The 19347-nt window shown below is 66.1% G+C and carries 18 protein-coding genes; 5 read left to right on the top strand and 13 right to left on the bottom strand.

Annotated elements, in window-relative coordinates; genetic code table 11:
- Positions 1-31: 31 nt before the first annotated feature.
- The 6 genes from FDW83_RS16825 to FDW83_RS16800 form a co-directional block, all read right to left on the bottom strand.
- Positions 32-1792: an amidase gene (locus tag FDW83_RS16825; RefSeq protein ID WP_138139235.1), complete on the bottom strand. Its 1761-nt coding sequence runs from the start codon at positions 1790-1792 to the stop codon at positions 32-34.
- Positions 1789-2817: an agmatine/peptidylarginine deiminase gene (locus tag FDW83_RS16820; protein WP_138139250.1), complete on the bottom strand. Its 1029-nt coding sequence runs from the start codon at positions 2815-2817 to the stop codon at positions 1789-1791. The genes FDW83_RS16825 and FDW83_RS16820 overlap by 4 nt, the downstream gene beginning before the upstream one ends.
- Before the next feature lie 100 nt (positions 2818-2917).
- Positions 2918-4591, bottom strand: a complete 1674-nt coding sequence (locus tag FDW83_RS16815; protein ID WP_370281362.1) for an amidohydrolase — start codon at positions 4589-4591, stop codon at positions 2918-2920.
- Between the two features lie 32 nt (positions 4592-4623).
- The gene (locus FDW83_RS16810; RefSeq protein WP_138139233.1) at positions 4624-5847 is read right to left on the bottom strand and encodes an MFS transporter; all 1224 of its coding nucleotides are present in this window, start codon (positions 5845-5847) and stop codon (positions 4624-4626) included.
- 105 nt (positions 5848-5952) lie between these two features.
- Positions 5953-6567, bottom strand: coding sequence for a TetR/AcrR family transcriptional regulator C-terminal domain-containing protein (locus FDW83_RS16805; protein ID WP_138139232.1), 615 nt, complete (start codon positions 6565-6567; stop codon positions 5953-5955).
- Positions 6568-6608: 41 nt separating this feature from the next.
- A complete protein-coding gene (locus tag FDW83_RS16800; RefSeq protein ID WP_138139231.1) occupies positions 6609-7322 on the bottom strand; it encodes an alpha/beta fold hydrolase in 714 nt (237 codons plus the stop codon).
- A gap of 220 nt (positions 7323-7542) precedes the next feature.
- Between FDW83_RS16800 and FDW83_RS16795 the strand changes: the two genes are divergently transcribed.
- The gene (locus FDW83_RS16795; RefSeq protein WP_138139230.1) at positions 7543-9114 is read left to right on the top strand and encodes a sodium-dependent transporter; all 1572 of its coding nucleotides are present in this window, start codon (positions 7543-7545) and stop codon (positions 9112-9114) included.
- Positions 9111-9248 (top strand): methionine/alanine import family NSS transporter small subunit, encoded by a 138-nt coding sequence (locus FDW83_RS16790; RefSeq protein WP_138139229.1) that lies wholly within the window; start codon positions 9111-9113, stop codon positions 9246-9248. The genes FDW83_RS16795 and FDW83_RS16790 overlap by 4 nt, the downstream gene beginning before the upstream one ends.
- A 9-nt stretch (positions 9249-9257) precedes the next feature.
- On the opposite strand, the gene FDW83_RS16785 is transcribed toward FDW83_RS16790, so the two are convergent.
- From FDW83_RS16785 to FDW83_RS16770, 4 genes are all read right to left on the bottom strand, one after another.
- Positions 9258-9458 (bottom strand): hypothetical protein, encoded by a 201-nt coding sequence (locus FDW83_RS16785; RefSeq protein ID WP_138139228.1) that lies wholly within the window; start codon positions 9456-9458, stop codon positions 9258-9260.
- A gap of 322 nt (positions 9459-9780) precedes the next feature.
- Positions 9781-10821: a hemolysin family protein gene (locus tag FDW83_RS16780; RefSeq protein ID WP_138139227.1), complete on the bottom strand. Its 1041-nt coding sequence runs from the start codon at positions 10819-10821 to the stop codon at positions 9781-9783.
- A complete protein-coding gene (locus FDW83_RS16775) occupies positions 10814-12172 on the bottom strand; it encodes a hemolysin family protein (RefSeq protein ID WP_138139226.1) in 1359 nt (452 codons plus the stop codon). Before FDW83_RS16775 ends, FDW83_RS16780 begins: the two co-directional genes overlap by 8 nt.
- Before the next feature lie 127 nt (positions 12173-12299).
- The gene (locus tag FDW83_RS16770; protein ID WP_138139225.1) at positions 12300-12536 is read right to left on the bottom strand and encodes a zinc-ribbon domain-containing protein; all 237 of its coding nucleotides are present in this window, start codon (positions 12534-12536) and stop codon (positions 12300-12302) included.
- Between the two features lie 152 nt (positions 12537-12688).
- Between FDW83_RS16770 and FDW83_RS16765 the strand changes: the two genes are divergently transcribed.
- Positions 12689-13840 (top strand): GGDEF domain-containing protein, encoded by a 1152-nt coding sequence (locus FDW83_RS16765; protein WP_138139224.1) that lies wholly within the window; start codon positions 12689-12691, stop codon positions 13838-13840.
- 51 nt (positions 13841-13891) lie between these two features.
- On the opposite strand, the gene FDW83_RS16760 is transcribed toward FDW83_RS16765, so the two are convergent.
- Together FDW83_RS16760 and FDW83_RS16755 are read right to left on the bottom strand one after the other, a co-directional pair.
- On the bottom strand, positions 13892-14908 hold the full coding sequence (locus tag FDW83_RS16760) for an SIS domain-containing protein (RefSeq protein ID WP_138139223.1): 1017 nt from the start codon (positions 14906-14908) through the stop codon (positions 13892-13894).
- A gap of 43 nt (positions 14909-14951) precedes the next feature.
- Positions 14952-15788 carry an ABC transporter substrate-binding protein gene (locus FDW83_RS16755; RefSeq protein WP_240721027.1) on the bottom strand — a complete coding sequence of 279 codons (837 nt, stop codon included), beginning with the start codon at positions 15786-15788 and terminating at the stop codon, positions 14952-14954.
- Positions 15789-15992: 204 nt separating this feature from the next.
- On the opposite strand from FDW83_RS16755, the gene FDW83_RS16750 reads away from it, so the two are divergent.
- Together FDW83_RS16750 and FDW83_RS16745 are read left to right on the top strand one after the other, a co-directional pair.
- A complete protein-coding gene (locus FDW83_RS16750) occupies positions 15993-16877 on the top strand; it encodes a PfkB family carbohydrate kinase (protein WP_138139221.1) in 885 nt (294 codons plus the stop codon).
- A 91-nt stretch (positions 16878-16968) separates the two neighbouring features.
- Complete coding sequence (locus FDW83_RS16745; protein WP_138139220.1) at positions 16969-18063, top strand: LacI family DNA-binding transcriptional regulator; 1095 nt, start codon at positions 16969-16971, stop codon at positions 18061-18063.
- Between the two features lie 97 nt (positions 18064-18160).
- On the opposite strand, the gene FDW83_RS16740 is transcribed toward FDW83_RS16745, so the two are convergent.
- Positions 18161-19339, bottom strand: coding sequence for an FAD-binding oxidoreductase (locus FDW83_RS16740; RefSeq protein WP_138139219.1), 1179 nt, complete (start codon positions 19337-19339; stop codon positions 18161-18163).
- Positions 19340-19347 lie beyond the last annotated feature (8 nt).

Here is a 19347-nt window from a genome sequence, read left to right as displayed (position 1 = left end):
CAATGCTGCGGAAACCGGCGCCCGGCGGGTGTTATCCGCCCTGGTTCGTGGTGCGCGGCGGCGGGACGCGCCGCTTGCCGGTGGCTTCGAACGCGGCCGCCAGGTGCAGCAGCTGCGTGTCGCTGTACGCCTTGCCGGCAATCGTCAGGCCAACCGGCATCCCGATGTCCGCGGCCAGCCCCATGGGAACCGTGACGGTGGGGATGCCCAAGTGACGGGGGACCAGGTTGCCGTTCGCCACCCACACGCCGTTGCGCCACGCCAGGTCCGCTGATGCCGGGTTGGTGTCCGCGTCCGCAGGCGCCACATCCGCCACCGCAGGGAAGACCACTGCGTCCAGGCCCAGGCCGTCCATCCACTCCTCCAGGTCAACGCGCCGGGTCTCCTCGAGCCCCTTCAGCCCTTCGGCAAGGTGCGGGATCTGCGTCAGCGCCGGTACCCCGTGCTTCCGGATCCAGGCGGGGTAGTCGCTGATGTCGTCATCGAACCCTTCGTACCGGTCCGGAAGGGACCCGTCGGGCGCCGGGAAGATCAGGGACCCGTCGACGTCGGCCAGGCTGTTGAGGTTCGGGTCCCCGTTGGCGGCCAGGAAGTCGTGCCAGGACCAGGCGGAAAGGTCCACGATCTCGCTGCGCAGGTAGTCCCTGGACACCAGGCCGCGGGTGGCGATGGTGGGGGCTCCCGGGCGGTCGCCTTCGTAGTTGGAGACGACGGGGAAGTCCACCTCAACCACCTCGGCGCCGGCCGCCTCGAGGTCCCGGCGCGCGGCTTTCCAGAGTTCGATCACGGACGCGCGGGTCTGGATGCGCTGGCCGGTGGGGCCGCCGATGCCGGGGTCCGGTGCCGTTCCGGCCTCGGGATCGGCGTTGATATACATCTTTGGGATGCCCAGGCGCTTTCCGGCCAGCACGGCTCCGGCCCCGGCGTGGTCCTTCACGGCCAGGCCAAGGTACGACGGCGGGCGGACAGCGGATGCCTTGGGCACCTTCACCCAGGGCTGGGCACGCCAGAAGTCGCCGCGGGTTTCGGCGTCGTCCGCCACCACCACGTCCAGGACTTCGAGCAGGTCGTCCATGGTGCGGGTGTGCGGCACAACCACGTCCATGGTGGGGACCAGCGGCCAGTTGCCGCGCACGGAGATCACGCCGCGGGACGGGGTGTACGCGCACAGGGCGTTGTTCGACGCCGGTGCGCGGCCGGACGACCAGGTTTCCTCCGCAAGCCCGAAGGCGGCGAAGCTTGCCGCGGTAGCCGTACCGGAGCCGTTGGAGGACCCGGAGGCGAAGGCAGCCGTGAGGTAGTCCGTGTTGTAGGGGCTCTCCGCGCGCCCGTATACCCCGCGCTGCATGCCTCCATTGGCCATGGGCGGCATATTGGTCAGGCCGATCAGCACGGCGCCACCAGCCCGCAGGCGTTCGATGGTGAAGGCGTCCTTTTGGGCCACCAGGTCCTTGAACGCCGGGGAACCGGCAGCGCAGGTGAGGCCGCGTGCCTGGTAGCTGTCCTTTGCCGTATACGGAATACCGTCCAGCGGCCCCAGCGTGAAGCCGGCGGCGCGGCGCCGGTCCGAGGCCTGCGCGTCGGCAATCGCATCCGGGTTCATCACCACGAGCGCATTCAAGCGTATGCCTGAAGAGTCATACTCCTCGATCCGCTCCAGGTACAGCCGGACCAGCTCCTCGCTGGTGACGTCGCCGGACTCCAGTGCGGCCCGGAGCCGGCTGATGCCGGCCTCCACCACGTCGAAAGCGGGCCGCGGGGCGTGCTCCCGGGTCTGTTCCGCGAGTTTCATGCTGCGCCGCCTTCCGCCGGTGCGGGCTGCTGCTGGGTGATGCAGTGGATCCCGCCGCCGAAGGCGAAGATGTCCCGGGCGTCCACCAGTTCCACGGTCCGGCCGGGGTAGGCGCGCTCCAGGATAACCTTGGCGATGCCGTCGTTGGGGTCGTCGAACGCGCAGAGGACCACCACGTTGTTGGCCACGTAGTGGTTGATGTAGGACCAGTCCACGAAGCCTTCATCGTCCTTGAGCACGGTGGGTGCGGGGACGTCGACGATCCGGAGCGGACGGCCCTGGGCGTCCAGCTCCCCGTCAAGGACGCTGCGGAGTTCCCGGTACACCTCGTAGTCCGGGTGCGCGGGATCGTCCTGGCGGTGCAGCAGGACGGTGCCGGCCCCGGCGAAGGCTGCCACGATGTCCACGTGGCCGCGGGTGCCGAACTCGTCATAGTCGCGGGTGAGGCCGCGCGGCAGCCAGATGGCCTTGGTGGTGCCCAGTGCGGCGTGGATTTCGGCCTCAATGGATTCTTTGGTGGCACCGGGGTTGCGTCCGGGATCGAGCTGGACGGTTTCCGTCAGCAGGACGGTGCCCTGGCCGTCCACGTGGAATCCGCCGCCTTCGTTGACCAGCGGGCTGGGCCGGACCGGAGCAGCGGTACCGGCCGCCACGGCCCGGGCCACGTCGTGGTCCTTGTCCCAGGCCGCCCATTCCTGGGCGCCCCAGCCGTTGAAAATCCAGTCGACGGCGGCCAGCGAGCCGTCCGGCTGGTGCACGAAGGTGGGGCCGCTGTCCCGCAGCCAGGCGTCGTCGAGCGGGACTTCCACGACGGAGATGCCGTCGCCGAGCCATTCCTTCGCGGCGGCGGCGTCCCGGGGGTCGGCCACTACCGTGACGGGCTCGTAGCGGGCAATGGTTTGCGCAACTTTGGTCCAGGCGGCGCGGGCACGGTCGAGGGTGGGGCTGCCCGCCGGGCCGAAGGTGTCATTCGGGGGCGGGAAGGCCATCCACGTTCCGGTGTGGGTTTCCCATTCGGCGGGCATGTGGCTTGCCGGGGCGGGGGTGCGGACGGGTGCGGCCGGAGCGGTGGCGGGTTTCACGGGTGTTTGTGCGTCTTTCTGTCTTGCTGGAAGTCGGGTTGGATCAGGCGGGCTGGCTGAGCCGCTGCCCGCCGGAGGGGAGGCGGGAATCGGCGGAGGCGCCGGCGTCGTACGCTGTTGCACCGCCCACCACGGTGAGCCGGGCGCGGTTGGTGAGCAGCTGCGCGGGGTCCGCCTGCAGCGGGTTGGCGTCCAGGACCGTGAAGTCGGCAAGGTAGCCGGCCGCGATCCGGCCCTGCCGGTCCTCGGCCCGGCAGGAGTAGGCGGCATCGCGGGTGGCGTGGCAGAGCGCGTCGGCCAGGTCCAGGGCGTACTTGGGAAGGTTGGCTTCCAGCGCCGGGTCCAGGGCGGAACGCCGCGTGGAGGCAACGTACATGTTGGGCAGGGGCTGGTGCGGCGCCGTCGGCGCGTCGGTGCTCAGGGCCAGGGTGGCGCCCGCGTTCGTGAACTCGGTCCAGGGGAAGGCGCGCTCGCAGCGGTGGTCGCCGAGGACGCTCCGCCAGTTTTCCTGGATGGCCGGGTCCGCGTGGACCGGCTGCATGGACGCCACAACACCCAGGGCCGCAAGCCGCTTGACGTTCGCCTCGGTCACGGTCTCCAGGTGCTCGATGCGGTGCCGGCGGTCGCGGGGGCCGTTGCGGCGGTACGCCTCTTCAAGCGCGTCGAGGGCGATGTCCGAGGCCTCGTCCCCGATGGCGTGCAGGGCTATCTGGAGGCCGGCGGCATCGGCTGCGGCCACCACGGGGATCAGGGATTCGCGGTCCCAGATGGGCTCGGCGCTGCTGCCGTCGGCATAGGGTTCCTTCATGGCCGCGGTGCAGCTGTCGATGACGCCGTCCACCACCAGCTTGATGCCGCAGATCTGCAGCCAGTCATTGTGCAAATCGGCCGCGAGCCACGCCGCCTTGGCCACCTGAACCAGGTTGTCGGCCTCCGACTCGTGCCGCGCCACCAGCAGGTGGCCCTTGACCCGGATGGGAAGTGTGCCGTTCCGGCGCTCCAGGGCGCGGCGGAACGCGGCGAGGTCGTCGTCCTGCACGGCCATGTCCACCGCGCTGGTGACGCCGACGGCCAGGTAGTTGGCGAACGCCTCCTCCAGCTGGGCGTCCCGGTCCTCGTCCGTGGCGTGCGCGGCAAGGGCCGGCCAGATGATCTGCTGGGCGGCCGTTTCGTAGAGCATTCCGTCCGCTTCGCCGGTGTCCGGGTCGCGGCCGATCCGTCCGCCGATCGGGTCCGGGCTGTCCCTGGTGATGCCCATCTCGGCCAGGGCGGCGCTGTTGACCCAGACGGAATGCAGGTCGTTGGCGTCCAGGTAGACAGGCCGGTCGGGAACGGCCTCGTCCAGCAGCCGGCGCGTGGGCTGCCGGCCGGCCAGGGTGCTGTAAAGCCAGCCGGCGCCAAGGATGCGGGGTGCGTCCGTGGCCGAGGCGGCGTCCCGGAGGCGCTGTTGGAGGTCCGCGAGGTCCGCGGCGTCCCGCAACTGGACCTTCTGCAGGGCCTGGCCCATCATCAGCAGGTGCGTGTGGGCGTCCACGAAGCCGGGCAGGACAAAGCCGCCGCCCAGGTCCACCTCCGTGGCGCCGTCGCCCGCCGCGCTGCGGGCGCCCGCCTCGTCGCCCACGTGGATGAACTGGGAGCCTTCCACCACAAAGGCGTCGGCAGGGGAGCCGTTGGCGGTGAAGACGGTGGCGTTGGTGTACAGCGTGCGTGGAGCCAAGGTAGTGCTTTCTTTCGGGATGGAGCGGGACATCAGACGATCGCCGCCTTATTGATCTCGGCGGATACCTGGCCGGCGGCCGCCTGTTCGGTCCGGACCGAGATGCGGGAGATGGCGACCAGCGGAACCATCAGGACCAGGGTCATGCCGCCAAGGACATAGCCCAGGACGTCGTAGCCTGCCGCGGCAGAGACGAAGGTTCCGAAGAACGGGGCGAACGAGGAGCCCACCAGGTAGACGCCCAGTACCGGCGCGGACCAGCGGCCGGACGCGTCAAGGGCGGCGGCAGCGGCCACGATGTAGATGAAGGACAGCATGTAGATGGTGTTCCAGGCGATGATGACGGCCATGTACAGGCCGGGATCGGTGACGACGCCGGAGAGCATCTTCAGTACCGCGCCTGCGGCCAGGGCGACGGCGAGCGGTACCGTCCGGCCAAGCCGGCGCCCGGCGACGCCGATGAGTCCGGAAGCGAGCAGGCCGCCCAGGGTGGAAAGGCTCAGGACCAGGCCCATGCCTGTTTCGTCGAGTTGTGCCTGGTCCGCGCCCATGGTGCCCGCAACAGCCCAGAGTGAGTCTTCGCTGAGGGCCCACAGGGCGAAGCAGGCGAGCAGCCCGAAGCCGGCGATGGTTGTCTTGCCGGACACTGCTTTCGGCGCGGCAACGGCCATGGCAGGGGTTGCGGGGGCAGCGGGCTTGCCCGGCAGCCAGGAGGTGGTGAAGAGGGCGGCCAGGGCAAGGCCGGCCAGCAGGCCGAAGGCGCTGCCCATGCCGGCGCCCAGCGCCGGAATCACGAAGAGGACCACGGAGACGATGGCGCGGTTGGTGAAGCCGCTGATGCCGGAGGCGCGGTCCGGGTTGCGGAGCGCGCCCAGGGCGGCGCCGCCCGCGGAGACGGCCCCGCCGGCGCCGAGGCCGCCGACCAGGACCCCTGCGACGACGACGGGTGCGGACGGGATGAACGCCGCGGCGCCGAAGCCTGCCGTCGTGAGTACCAGGCCGGCGCGTGCCACCAGGTACCTTCCGTTGCCTGCCGCCAGCCGGGAGGTCAGCAGGCAGGCGGCGGCACAGGCGAGCAGCGATCCGGTCATCAGGGTGCCGGCCGCGGTATCGGAGAAACCACGTTCGCCGGTCAAGGCGAAGATCATGACCGGCACAAGGTTGGCCGTCATGAAGCCGACCACGCTGATGCCGAAGACGGAGACCGCCCGGGTGGCGGTCAGGGGAACGCGCCCTGTGGTTTCGTCCTGGAACATGGACTTCTCCTTGCTGGGATGGAGTGAATGCCGTCACAAAATGAATGACCTTCATTTATTATGGTGATGCACCCCGGCCAGCACAAGGGTTTTAGTGAAAGCCTTTCAGGAACGTGCTTTTGTTACCTCCCGGATTCCTGCCAGCAGTGTTTCCAGCCCGAACGCGAAGGCGGTGTCCGACCGGTCCGCGGGCGGGCCCAGGTCCCCGATGGCCCCGGACAGTGCGGGAAACTTCCCCTCCGGGGGAGACCACACCACTGCCGGGGCGGTCAGTTCAAGGGCGGAACCGAGGACCAGGTAGTCCACAGTGGTAATCGCCGGAACGATCGTGGCCCGGTCCAGGCCCGCCCGGCCCAGCACCTGCGCCATATCCTCGTAAATGCCCATCACACCCAGGTCCCGCACGGTCTGCGCCACCAGGTAAGGCACCAGCCGGGGGTGGTCCACCAGGCAGTCGCGGTACTCATGGGCCAGGGTGCGCAGTGCCTCGTCCCACGGCATGCTGTGGGTATCGATGTGCCGTATTTCCGAGAAGACCAGCCCGCGCATCAGTTCGATGATGTGTTCGCGGTTGTCGATGTGGTTGTACAGGGCCGCCTGGCTGACCCCGAGTTCCCTGGCCACCCGGGGAAAGCTGAAGTCACCGGTGGCATCCACCAGGGCCAGGGCCGCACGGACAATGGTATCGGCGGACAGCAGCGGCGAACGCGGACGCGGCACGGTGACTCCTTGGATCGGGCTGGTCCGTTCAATCTAGCCGTTCAGCCTGGCTGTCCCGTCCGGTCCACCGCGGCCAGGATGGCCCGGGCCAGTTCGGCAGGTTTGGTGAACTGCGGCCAGTGGCCCGTGGGCAGGTCCACGTATTCCACGTCCCGCATGCGGGCGAGCTCGGCAACAAAGGGGTGGCCGGCGGCAATCCACTCCTGCAGCAGCTTGGAGGGGAACTCGCAGGCGATGATCGTTGCCGGGACGTCGTAGCGCCGCTCGTCGTGGAGGTGCTGCTGGTCAAAGGCGACGCCCCGCGGCTCCGGGATGGCCCGGGCACGGAACTTGGCCCGGAGGGAGTCGTCGAGGTCCACCAGGTCGGCCTCCTCGAACCCCTCCCACGGCGGCAGTGGAACGTCGTCGCCGTCGGCCTGCAGTTCGTCGTTGATCACTCCGCCCTCACCCAGGGGGCCGCTGTCCACATAGATGGCCCGTTCCACCCGGTCAGGCCGGGCGTCGATCACGCCATGGATGATTGCGCCGCCGCCGGAATGGCCCACCAGGACAGGCTTGCCATCCAGTGCATCCACTTCCGCCACCACGGCGTTGATGTGCGTGCGCAGGCCGATTCCTGCCCGGCTGGTTTCCACGGACTCCAGCCCGGGCAGGGTGAGCGGATGCGCCCGGTGCCCTGCCGCCTCCAGAGCCGGCACCACCTCCTCCCACGAGGACGCATCCAACCAAAAACCGGGAACCAGGATGATGTCCATGACCGAACCCTACGCCTCGCCGGTGCCGGCCAGAAGGCCGTGTCGGGAAGGGATACAGGCCCGGGGGCTTCCGCGGGATTGCAGGCAGCAGTAGAGTCCGGAGGAGCCGTGCACTCACCTCCACCGCAAGCCGAGAGGGGCATCACATGAACCGGGCCGAATCCAGCTGCCAGGGCGACCTCCCTGGAGAAGCCAGGGCATGCATCCAGGAGCTCGCGCAATGACGCGGCCCTCAGCAGCCCGGTCTGCAGCGCCGAAGCGGGAGACTTTCTCCTCGCGCCGCTTGTTCATTCTCTCGGCCATCGGTTCGGCGGTGGGATTGGGAAACATCTGGCGGTTTCCCTACATTGCGTACGACAACGGTGGCGGGGCGTTCCTGATCCCCTACCTTGCTGCGCTGCTGACCGCCGGTATCCCGCTGTTGTTCCTGGACTACGCGGTGGGGCACAAATTCAGGGGTTCGGCGCCTTTGGCCTATCGCCGCCTCCACCGTGCCGCCGAACCGCTTGGCTGGTGGCAGGTTCTGGTCTGCTTCGTGATCGCGGCCTATTACGCCGTGATCATCGCCTGGTCATTGATGTACACGGTCTTTTCGTTCACCGAGGCCTGGGGCGACGACGCCGAAGGTTTTTTCTTTGGAAGCTTCCTGAGCGTAGCTGAAGCCCCGGGGCTGGGATTCAGCTACGTGCCATCAGTGTTCTTTCCCCTGCTCATGATTTGGGCCGCGGTCATCGCCATCATGGTTGCCGGGATCCGCAAGGGCATTTCCCGGGCCAACGCCGTCCTCTTGCCGCTCCTGGTGGTGATGTTCGTGCTGCTGGTGCTGCAGTCGCTGTTCCTTCCCGGCGCCGCGGAAGGCCTGAACGCGTTCTTCACCCCCGACTGGGCCGCGCTCGCGGATCCGGCAGTCTGGGCAGCTGCCTACGGGCACATCTTCTTCTCGCTCTCCGTGGGTTACGGCATCATGGTCACGTACGCTTCCTACCTGAAGCGCCGGACCGACCTCACGGGCTCGGGCATGGTTGTAGCTTTCTCCAACTCCGGATTCGAGATCCTTGCGGGAATCGGCGTCTTCGCCGCCCTGGGGTTCATGGCGCAGGCGGCAAATGCCGAAGTGGACGAGGTGGTAACGCAAGGCATCGGCCTGGCATTCGTCGCATTCCCCACCATCGTGTCGCAGGCCCCCCTAGGAGCCTTTATGGGGGTGCTGTTCTTTGGGTCGCTGGTCTTTGCAGGCATCACCTCCCTGATCTCGGTGCTCGAAGTGATCGTTGCGGCGGTGCAGGACAAGCTCGGCTGGGGCAGGGTGCAGGCCTCCCTGGTGGTCAGCGTACTGGTGGCGGCGGTGTCGCTGGGGCTCTTCCCCACCGCTACCGGCCTTTACCTGCTGGACACCTCCGATGCGTTCGTCAACAGCTTTGGAATTACGCTCGGCGCCCTGGTGACAGTGGTGGTGCTTGCCTGGTTCCTGCGCAAGCTTCCCCTGCTGTCCGCCCACCTCAACGGGATTTCCACCATCAAGATGCGGCGGATCTGGATGGTGCTGGTAGCCGGCGTGGTTCCGCTGGCCCTGATCTACATGGTGTCCAACGAGTTCATCAGCAAGATTTCCACCACCTACGAGGGCTACCCCGCCTGGTTCGTTGGCATCTTCGGCTGGGGCATGGCCGGAGCCCTGGTGGTCCTGGCGCTGGTGCTGACATCCATTCCCTGGAGCAGCAGGTCCAAAGCCCACCATGATCCCGAGTACGACGCGATGGTGGCGGCGGAAGCGAAGGAGACCCCGGCATGACACCCGTTGCCATCATCATGATGATCATCGCAATTGCCACCGTCTGGGGCGGCCTGGCGCTGGCCCTGCTTAATTTGAGGCGGCACCCCGAGGATGAAGGCGCGCTGCCGGAGGAGCCTGCCCGGGAGCTGTAAACCACCAGGTCACCGCGGGCGCTTACGCTTCTTGCCGCCTCGGTCCACACGGACCACCCGGCCCCTGCCGGTTGCGCCGGGCAGCGGATTGGCGTCGAAGTGCCGGGCTACGGCCGGGGTGTAGCCGTACGCGAGGGGTCCGGTGGTTGTGGAAGGAGCCGGGCTGTTGAGGGTACTGCTGTCCAGGTCGCTGCCTGAAGAGGGATTCACAATGGTTACCTCGGTAACGTCCCCGATGCACCAATGCAGCCCGGCGTGGCCAGGACGCTGCCGCTTTAGAAGAGTCAGGCAGAGATGGTGCCGTCGAGGGGGATGGTCTGATTGATGGATGCGGGGCGCTCAGGGCGCGTGGCAACAACAATCATCAAAACCACCTCCATTCCTCACGGCGTCCCGCTGGCCTGCCGGGGACGGCAGCAAGGGAACGCGTCCTACTCTAGCCGCGGCCGCCGTCGTCGGCCAGGGCAAAGGAAGCCGCAACGGAAAAAGGGGTGCGGCCTCCAAAAAGAAGCCGCACCCCCAGCAGGATGAATCAGACGCTGGTGGCGTCCTGCACCTCGCCCACCAGTTCCTCGATGATGTCCTCCAGGAAGAGCACGCCCGTGGTCCGGCCCTGCGCGTCGAAGACGCGGGCCACGTGGGCGCCGGTGCGGCGCATGGACGCCAGGGCGTCCTCCAGTTCCGCCTCCGCGAAGGCCGAGGCCAGCCGGCGGATCCGCTTGGCAGGCACGGGACGGTGGAACTTTTCCGGCGAGGTGAGATCCATGACGTCCTTCAGGTGCAGGTACCCGGCGGGTTCATGGTCGTGGTTGGTCAGGATGTAGCGGGAGTAGCCGTGCCGGGACACGGCCTGCTGGATGTCGGCCGGAGTGGAGGACTCCGGCAGCAGCACCAGGTCCGCCAGCGGAACCTGGACGTCCGCCACCGTCTTGGCGGTGAACTCGAATGCGGCAGTCAGGGTGCCGCTGGTGTCCGTGAGCACGCCGTCCCTCGTGGACTGTTCTACGATATTGGCCACCTCGTCCAGGGTGTAGGCGCTGGTGGCCTCATCCTTGGGCTCAACCCGGAAGAGCCGCAGAATGGCGTTGGCTATCCCGTTCAGGGTCCAGATCACCGGCTTGAAGATTCGGGCCACCATCACCAGCGGGGGAGCCAGGATCAGGGCGGCGCGGGTGGGCACCGAGAACGATATGTTCTTGGGCACCATCTCGCCCAGCACCACGTGCAGGAACGTCACCAGCAGCAGGGCGGTGACGAACGCGATGATGCCGATGGCGTCCGGGGAGAGCGGCGTCAGCGCCAGCGGGATTTCCAGCAGGTGGTGGATGGCCGGCTCGGACACATTCAGAATGACCAGCGAGCAGACCGTAATGCCCAGCTGGCTGGTGGCCAGCATCAGCGTCGCGTGCTCCATGGCCCACAGGGTGGTCTTTGCCGCCTTGCTGCCGGCCTCGGCTTTGGGTTCGATCTGGGACCGGCGGGCGGAAATCACTGCGAACTCGGCTCCCACGAAGAAGCCGTTCACCACCAGCAGCACGGCCAGCCAGATGATGCCGGGAAGGTATTCACTCATGGGTCAGCTCCCGGGTAAGGGTGTCGATGATGCGGTCATGCGGGCTCTGCGGGGGTTCGCCGGATTCGGCAGGCGTATAGCGCAGCCGCTCCACGTACGTACCGGACACTCGCTCCACACGGAGCGCGCCGCCGTCGACCTCCACCTCGTCCCCCAGCTCGGGCAGCCGATCCAGCTGGTCGGTGACGTAGCCCGCCACGGTGTCGTACTCGCCGTCCGGCACCTGGATACCTGTGCGATCCAGAAGTTCGTCAGGGCGGAGGGCGGCGTCGAACGTGACAGACCTGCCCACCCGGACCACGCCGGCACGGGCACGGTCGTGCTCGTCCTCCAGTTCGCCCACGATCTCCTCAACCAGGTCCTCGAGGGTGACAATTCCCGCTGTGCCGCCATGCTCGTCCGAGACGATGGCCACCTGCAGGCCCTGCCGGCGCAGCAACCCCAGGAGGGTGTCCACGCCCATGCTTTCCGGCACGCGCAGGGGCTGGATCATCAGGTTTTCCGCTGTCACGCGGCCGCGTTCATCCAGGTCCACCGCGAATGCCTGCTTGACGTGCAGCACGCCCAGGACGTCGTCCCGGTCCCGCCCGATCACCGGGAAACGGGAGTAGCCCGTGGCGGTGGCCAGGTTGACGATGTCCTCCGCCGTGTCAGCGAGTCCGACGGCGGTCATCCGCACGCGCGGAGTCATCACGTCCACGGCGCTGTGCTCCGAGAACCGGAGGGTGCGGTGCAGCAGGGTGGCATGATCCGGGTCCAGGACGCCTTCGACGGCAGAGCGGCGCACCAAGGAACTCAGCTCTTCCGCAGTGCGGGCTCCGGAGAGTTCCTCCTTGGGCTCGATGCCGAAGGAGCGGATGATCCGGTTGGCCGTGTTGTTGAACAGCAGGATTACCGGCTTGAACACGGCGGTGAACAGCGCCTGGAACGGCACCACCACTTTGGCTGTGGCCAGCGGCAGGGCGAGGGCAAAGTTCTTGGGCACGAGTTCGCCGATCACCATGGAGAAGACTGTGGCCAGGAAGATGCCGGCCACGGAGCCGACAGCGGGAACCACGGCTTCCGGTACTCCCGCCGAGGTGAGCGGTCCATTGAGCATCCGGCTGATCGCGGGCTCGAAGGTATAGCCGGTAAGGAGCGTGGTGAGCGTGATTCCCAGCTGCGCTCCGGACAGGTGGGTCGAGGTGATTTTCAGGGCCTTGATGGTAGGCCCCAACCGCTTCTCGCCGCGGGCCTGGCGGGCTTCGAGGTCATGCCGGTCAAGGTTCACCAGGGCGAACTCGGAGGCGACGAAGAAGCCGGTGCCGACAGTCAGGACAAGGCCGATGCCGAGCATGATCCATTCATACATCGGGGCGCCCCTCTCCAATCGTGGCCGGTAGTCCGGTCAGGTGGCAGAGGGGCCTGGGCATATGTGAAGGAGGGTCGTCCATAGTGCGTTCAACTCTACTTGGATCTGGTTAAGTTCCCGGCGCCCGCTACCGCTGCAGTTCGAGGGCCCGCTTCTGGCGGGCGGAGATGGACGAAACGTAGCCGCAGTTGGTGCAGGTGATGGTGTATTTGCGGGACGTGGTGAACACCGGAATGAAGAACAACGTGAACTTTGTGGCCCTTTCCTCCAGCCGGTGGTGGACGAACTGGCGGCAGTACTGGCAGGTGGCGGCCTTGCCGGGAAGCGCCTTGAGTACCGTTTTCAAGCCGAAGAGAAGGAACATGGGATGCCTTTCGGTGGTGCTGTCCTGGCGGTCCTTGCGTACAGACCACCCTAGGCGGTTTCCGGGCTGCCATGCACGGTTACTGCTGCAGGAGCGGCCGCGGTGCCATACTGGGGGCAAACCGGGTTTGGCGCAGGGGGTCTTCCGAAGACATGGTTCTGGACACCACGACCCTTCGCATCGCCTTTGCCCTGATGGCCCTGGTGCTGGTTTTCCTGTTCTATTTCTCCGCCTACCGCGTCACGCGCTCGCCGTACAGCGGCTGGTGGTGCCTGGCCCTCATCTTCTTCCTCACCGGGTCCGCCTGCTTCCTGCTGGACGGGACCAGCCACCAGGTGTGGGCGAATCCGCTGGGGAACGTGCTGCTGGTGCACGGCGGCGTAGCGGTCTGGGCCGGCGCGCGATCCCTGCGGACAGTGGCGCCGCCCAAGTGGGCGTTCACGGGCATCCCGCTGGTGGTCCTGGTGGCGTCCGTGCTGGACAATCCGGCCACCAACACCTGGTCCGGCGGCCCGGTGTTCCTGGCGGCCATGAGCGTGAGCATCGGTCTTGCGTCGCGTGAGCTGTGGCGGCTGGAGCCGGGCTATTCACGGGTACGAATCCCCATGGCCGTGTCCGCCGGCGGCCTTGCGGGTTTCTACTTCTTCCGGTGGGTGGCGTTCATGCTGGAGGGGCAGCACGGGTCTACCTTCACCACCGTGTTCGGCTCGGCGGTCACCACCCTGGTGACCATGGTGCTGCTGGTGGTGGTCTCCTTCAGCATGGCCGCCCTGAGCAGTGAGCAGCAGACGCGCGCCCTTCGCGTGGTGGCCTCCCGCGACGACCTGACCGGCCTCCTCAACCGCAAGGCCTTCCTGGACCTGGCCGCCGAGCTGTTGTCCGACCGTGCCATCACCCGCGGCTCCGGCGCCCTGATCCTGGCCGACCTGGACCACTTCAAAGCCGTCAATGACACCTACGGCCACGCCGCCGGGGATACGGCCCTTCAGCGCTTTGCCGGGGCCTGCACCGAAACGGTCCGGTCCACGGACCTGGTGGGCCGGTACGGCGGCGAGGAGTTCGTCCTGCTGCTGCCCGGAGCCAGCGCGGAGCGCGCTGAACTGATCACCAAGGAGATCAGCCGCCGCCTGGCTGCAGCGCCCGGCGTGGACGGGATGCAGATGCCGACCGTCAGCTACGGGATTTCCATATACGACGCCGATACCTCCAGGGTGGACGACGTCATTGCCGCCGCCGACGCGGCTTTGTATACGGCAAAGTCACTGGGAAGGAATCGCGCCGCCCGCAGTGACCGGATGCTCTAGGCGCGGTGCTGTCCCCACGTGCTGGTTTCCCGTCTTGCTCCTTACGTCCTGCTAATACGCGAACTGCCACATGTAGCGGCGTCCTTCCAGTGAGTAGCCCCGTACCGCTGCATAGTGGGCTGCAAGCCGGAAGGCGAGGGGGTAGAAGACCAGCGGGGCGACGAAGGCACGCAGTTTTTGGGGAATCCCCGGTAGTTCGAGGTCGCGGCTGTCCACCCGGTATGTTTCGCCGCTGTGCTCCTCGAGGAAGCGGTCCGCGCGTTCCGCCATGGGACGGGTTTCGTCCTCGGGCAGGTACAGGATGCTTTTGGTGTCTTTGTCGAAGACCTCGAAGGGACCTTGGAAGAATTCGTTCGCGTTGATGGTTGCTGCATGCATCCACTGCATTTCCTGCAGGAAGCAGCTGGTGAAGGTGCTGCCCATGCCCTGCAGGGATCCTGAGGCGATGAGGTACGTCACGGGTACGTCCTTCATGTTTTCGGCGATTTTGGCGGCGCAGGGTTCGAAAGCGTGCACCGCAGTTTCCGTGGCGGCCGGCAGCGCGTTGAGGGCCGAAAGCTCCGCGGCCACTCCCTGGCCTTCGCGTTCCAGGATCGCGAGGGCAAGCAGCTGCAGGAGGATCTGGTTGCCGTCGCCGGTTTTGGCAACGAACGCCTTGGTGACAGCGTTTGCCAGGGTGCCTTCTGCGTTAAGGGTCACGGCCGCGACTGAGGCTCCCCGATCCTGTGCCCAGGACGCTGCCTGTGCTGTTTCAGGGGTCATGCCGGCAGCAGAAAAGGCGATAACGAGGGCGCCCGGTCCCACTCCCGGCGAGGCACGATGGTAGAACTCGTCAGAGTTGACTGAGGTCACCGGCGTGGTGGCCCGGCGGTCGAGGAAATACTGTGCCGCGTGCAGTCCGGAAAGGGAGCCTCCGGCGCCGACAAGATAGACCCTGCTGAGCTCGGGCAGGCCCAGTATGTAAGACCTGATTTCAGACCAAAGGGTCAAGGCGTGCTCCTGCGATCCCCGGATGTTGCCCGGAATTTCCTTGACAGGCTGTATCCCGATGAAGGTGCCGTCGGTCATTGTTATTCCTCTACTTTCGTGGGACAGAGACTTGGTCAGTTGCTTACTTGGTTGCGGCCGGTGCCGGTGTTGCTGTTTGCTCGGCTTTGGGCAGGTACTGTTCGGGCATCGGCGAGCCGGGGAACCACTTCTGGTAGAGGGTTTTCCAGGTGCCGTCTTCCATGGCTTCTGCCAGGGCCTTGTTCAGGGCTTCCTTGAAGGCGGTCTTGTCCTTGGCGACGGCGAAGCCGGCCGGGGCGTCGAAGGACGGGATGTCGGCGACGCTGACCAGGCCGTGCTGTTCCGTGTAGTCCTTGGCCGTTTCGTAGTCGAGGAAGTGGGCGTCGGCCGATCCGCTGTTGACGGCTGCGATTGCCGAGTTGTTGTCCGGGAACCGGACCAGGCTCGCGGTGGTGAAGTTCTTGACGGCGTAGGCTTCCTGCAGGGTTCCCTGCACCACGCCGAGGCGTTTGCCGGAGAGGCCGTTGGTGTCCTTGATGCCGGAGTCCTTGGTGGTCAGGACGGTCAGGTAGCCGGCGAGGTAGCCGTTGGAGAAGTCCACGGTTTCCTTGCGTTTGTCGGTGATTCCGATTGCTGCCACGCCGGCGTCGAACTGGCCGTTGGCCACGGCGGGCAGGATCGCCGAGAAGTCCTGGCCGGTGAAGACGACGTTGTCCACTCCGGCCCGCTTGGCTGCGTCCTTGAACAATTCCACGTCAAAACCCGTGAAATTACCCTGCGCATCAGTGAATGCGTAGGGCTTCAAGTCGCCGACGCCGGCCACCCGGACGGTGCCCGGCTGGATGAGGTCGTAGGGGTTGTCCTCCGAGGGAGCTGACGAGGGAGTGCCGGCGCATGCCGTGACGAGGCTGGCGATTATTGCCGCGGCCGCCATTGCCATGCCTGGACGGAATTTTTTTGAGCGGTGGGCGTGCATGGTTTATCCGATCTGCGAAGAAGCTGCGTCACTCTCAGAAAAATGTGAGAGCGTTTTCATAGTTTGCCAAGGTACAGTTCGGGAGCTTGATGGTCAAGGGTGGGTTTTTGGGCTCGACAATCTGAGAACGTTCTCTTATTGTTTGGGAATGATTACTCGGGAGGCGTCATGGTTTCGATACTGACAGCCAGGGACAACGTCATTGACTGCTATATGGATGAGGGGCAGGTTTTCGCAGGGGGCAATGCGGTGAATGTGGCGGTTTTCGCACGCCGCGCTGGAGCCAAAGCGGCCTATGCCGGGACAGTGGGCACGGATTCTGCAGGTGCTCTCATCCTGAACTCTTTGACACTTGAAGGGGTGTCCACTGACATGGTGCAGGTCCGGCCCGGCAGCACCGCCTACTGTGTCATTGGCCGGAACAACGGGGACAGGGTGTTCCGGGAAGTCGGCCTGGGAGTCTCCCGCGCCGAACTTGATGGTGGCTTCATTTCGTCGGCGTCTGATTTTGATGCCGTCCACCTCAGCGTCTCCAGCCTGCTCCAGGGTGTGGTGCCGGACCTTGCAGCTGTTTCAAGGTTGTCCTTCGATTTTTCAACCAACAGGGACATTGGTTTCTTGGCCACGGTAGCCCCGCACTGCTACCTCGCCTCCTTCTCGGGAGGAGATCTCACCGGCGCAGCAGCGCTTGATCTCGGCCGGCAGGCCGTCGTCCTTGGCGCGACCTGGGCGCTGGTGACGCGTGGAGCAGATGGAGCCGTTTTGGTAGGAGAAGAAAACACCTATCAGGTCACTGCGGCGAAGACCGCTTTGGTGGACACCCTGGGCGCCGGTGACACATTCATCGCCAACGTGTTGACAGGCCTCCTGGCGGCAGGACATCCCCAGGAAGTGATGGCCATGGCCTCGGAAGCCTCCGCCCTCACGTGCAGCAGGCTCGGGGCCTTCGGAAGGGGGGAATCGCTCACCGCTATCCCCCTGCCGTCACCAACGGATCCTAAAGGACTGTCCCCGGGGCCCTCGCTCCGCCGCGGAACCCGCCAGCTTGGGTGACGGCGTGGACAGTTACATGTGGAAGGTAAGCTACTGACCCCGGCTCCGGGCAGACACGCACAGACTGGAACACTTTCACGGAAGGACTGTTATGACGCCACCCCCCAGGGTGACTATCACCCAGGTCGCGGCTGAGGCTGGCGTCAGCACGGCTACCGCCGGGAGGGTCCTTGGCGGTTACGGTTACGCCAGCAGCGAGGTGGCAACGCGAGTTGAAGCTGCGGCCCGCAAGCTGGGCTACAAGCCAAATACCCTCGCCCGCGGCCTTGTCACTGGCAGGAGTCAAACCATAGGGGTAGTAGCCGCTGACATCGACAACGCCTTTTATGCCCGGGTCCTGCGCGGGATCGGCGACGTGGCAAGACCGCGCGGATTCGGTGTTATTCTCACCAACAGTGACGAGAACCTCGAACGTGAGAGGGAAGCTGTCCAACTGCTCCTGGAAAAACGCGTCGACGGACTCATCATCAGTCCCTGCGACGTCCAGGGGCCGGAACATCTGCGCAGTCTCATAGCCGGTGGTATTCCGACAGTCCAAGTAGACCGGGCAGCCTACGATTTGGCGGCAGACTCAGTGACTGTGGACAACCGTGGCGCCGCCCGTGAAGCAATCGCGCATCTGTTGGAAACGGGCCACAAACGAATAGGCATCATCGCTGAGCTTGAGCAGACGGAGAGCGCCAGCCTGGAGGACTTTGTTGCCCAAGCGCCATATTCCCCTGTCGCGGCCGAAACGCTCTATCCGAGCTGGCAGCGGCTGCTCGGATATCTCGACGCTCATCGAGACGCCGGCGTCCCCGTGCAGACCCGCCTCATTCGCCGCGCCGGCGCGTACTCCTCGGAGGCTGCACGCAGTGAAGCCATCCGGCTTCTCGAGTACGGGCACCGTCCGACGGCCGTCTTTGCCGCGGACGGGACCATGGCCCACGGACTCATGCAGGCCATAGCCAGCCTCAAGCTCAAAGTCCCTGACCAGCTTTCCGTGGTCTGTTTCGATGACCTTGAGTGGATGACATTCATGCAACCGGCGATAACAGCAATCCACCAACCGGTGCACCGCATCGGCTCGCTGGCAGCGGAACTTCTCCTTGCCAGGATCGCCGGGGAGGCATCCGTTCCGAAGCACAATGTATTGGAGGCGCGGCTTAACAAGCGGGACTCCGTCGGTCCTCCTCCCCGTATGTAGCAAGCACCGTCGCCCACAGGGCCAGGGTGGTACGGGCACGGGGAGCGGTGGGCAGGTTGCCGTCACTCCCCGTGCCTGTTTCCTGGCTTCGCGATACCTAGCTCTGGGATACAGGGGCCCAGGCGCCTGTGCTCACGGTCTCCGTGGCGGCACCGGTGTTGAAGCGCTCGAGGCGGAATGCCTTAAGTACGGGAGACGGGTTCCCCGTGATGATCTCCTCGGCGAGGAGTTCGCCGAGGATGAGCCCGAGCGTTGCACCTGAATGGGTGAATACCGTGTGAAGGCCTGCGATCGCGGGGACCGGGCCCACAACCGGTTCACCGTCGCCCGGAATGGGTTTCAGTCCAGCTCCCACTTTCTGCGCGGTAAGCCGCGGGTTGCCGGCAAGCACCTTTGATGCTTCGTCAAGCAGACCCCGTACCGATCCCTCCGGAATGGTGAAGGAGCCGTCGTCCTCAACAATCACCGACTGCTCTGCCCAATCGGCGTCGAGTACGAGGCGGCCGTCGGGGGTGGGGCGTACGGCGACCCGCGGGGTGTTGAGCACCGTTTTCACTTCGAAGTCGATCGGATCGGTGAACAGCACGAAGGCGGCCGGGGTGGCGTCTGGCACCGTTACGCCCAAGGCGGCAAGCTGGGCAGGGACTTCACCACCGGTGGCGAGCACTACCTGATCTGCAGCCAGCCGCATCCCGTCGCCGAGGATCACGCCGACCGCGGCGCCGCCCTGAACGTCGACCCGCACGTCGCCGGCATTCTCGATGATGTTCGCGCCGCAGGCTGTTGCTTCAGCCACCAGGGCCGGGATGAAGTCGGGCATGTTCACCCACCCTTCCCCCGGATTGTAAATTGCTCCTTCTTCCGCCACTGCCTCTGCATTGACATCGGACGCGAGCCGGGCCACATCTGCGCGGTCGACCCAAAGGGAGTGGTAACCGGTTGACCGCTCGAAGGCGAAGGTATCCCGGAAGGTTTCCCCGGGGCCGGCCCACTTCAATGCGCCGTCGAAGCGGATGTAGCTGCGGCTCTCGGGATGGTGCGCACTCCAGGTGCGGTATCGGTCGATGGCGAGCATCCGCAGGTAGTGGTATTCAGCCGAGCGGGCGCCCGATGAGTTAAGCCACGCGATCGAGCGGCCGGAGGCCCCGTTCGCGAGCGGGCCGGCTGTCACGAGCGTCACTTCCGCGCCGCCCCGGGCGAGGTGCATGCAGGTCGACGCGCCGAGGATGCCGCCACCGATGACAACGACGTGTTTGGCTGGGGGTGTGGAGGACATGGTTCTCC

Source organism: Pseudarthrobacter sp. NamE2, assembly GCF_005796205.1.
GTDB lineage: Bacteria > Actinomycetota > Actinomycetes > Actinomycetales > Micrococcaceae > Arthrobacter.
This window is presented reverse-complemented; position numbering and strand designations above follow the sequence as displayed.

Bases quoted from the DNA above. Each gene is read 5' to 3' on its own strand.
- FDW83_RS16825 (WP_138139235.1), bottom strand. From the start codon at position 1,792: ATGAAACTCGCGGAACAGACCCGGGAGCACGCCCCGCGGCCCGCTTTC.
- FDW83_RS16820 (WP_138139250.1), bottom strand. From the start codon at position 2,817: ATGCCCGCCGAATGGGAAACCCACACCGGAACGTGGATGGCCTTCCCG.
- FDW83_RS16810 (WP_138139233.1), bottom strand. From the start codon at position 5,847: ATGTTCCAGGACGAAACCACAGGGCGCGTTCCCCTGACCGCCACCCGG.
- FDW83_RS16800 (WP_138139231.1), bottom strand. From the start codon at position 7,322: ATGGACATCATCCTGGTTCCCGGTTTTTGGTTGGATGCGTCCTCGTGG.
- FDW83_RS16795 (WP_138139230.1), top strand. From the start codon at position 7,543: ATGACGCGGCCCTCAGCAGCCCGGTCTGCAGCGCCGAAGCGGGAGACT.
- FDW83_RS16790 (WP_138139229.1), top strand. From the start codon at position 9,111: ATGACACCCGTTGCCATCATCATGATGATCATCGCAATTGCCACCGTC.
- FDW83_RS16780 (WP_138139227.1), bottom strand. From the start codon at position 10,821: ATGAGTGAATACCTTCCCGGCATCATCTGGCTGGCCGTGCTGCTGGTG.
- FDW83_RS16775 (WP_138139226.1), bottom strand. From the start codon at position 12,172: ATGTATGAATGGATCATGCTCGGCATCGGCCTTGTCCTGACTGTCGGC.
- FDW83_RS16770 (WP_138139225.1), bottom strand. From the start codon at position 12,536: ATGTTCCTTCTCTTCGGCTTGAAAACGGTACTCAAGGCGCTTCCCGGC.
- FDW83_RS16765 (WP_138139224.1), top strand. From the start codon at position 12,689: ATGGTTCTGGACACCACGACCCTTCGCATCGCCTTTGCCCTGATGGCC.
- FDW83_RS16760 (WP_138139223.1), bottom strand. From the start codon at position 14,908: ATGACCGACGGCACCTTCATCGGGATACAGCCTGTCAAGGAAATTCCG.
- FDW83_RS16755 (WP_240721027.1), bottom strand. From the start codon at position 15,788: ATGGCAATGGCGGCCGCGGCAATAATCGCCAGCCTCGTCACGGCATGC.
- FDW83_RS16750 (WP_138139221.1), top strand. From the start codon at position 15,993: ATGGTTTCGATACTGACAGCCAGGGACAACGTCATTGACTGCTATATG.
- FDW83_RS16745 (WP_138139220.1), top strand. From the start codon at position 16,969: ATGACGCCACCCCCCAGGGTGACTATCACCCAGGTCGCGGCTGAGGCT.
- FDW83_RS16740 (WP_138139219.1), bottom strand. From the start codon at position 19,339: ATGTCCTCCACACCCCCAGCCAAACACGTCGTTGTCATCGGTGGCGGC.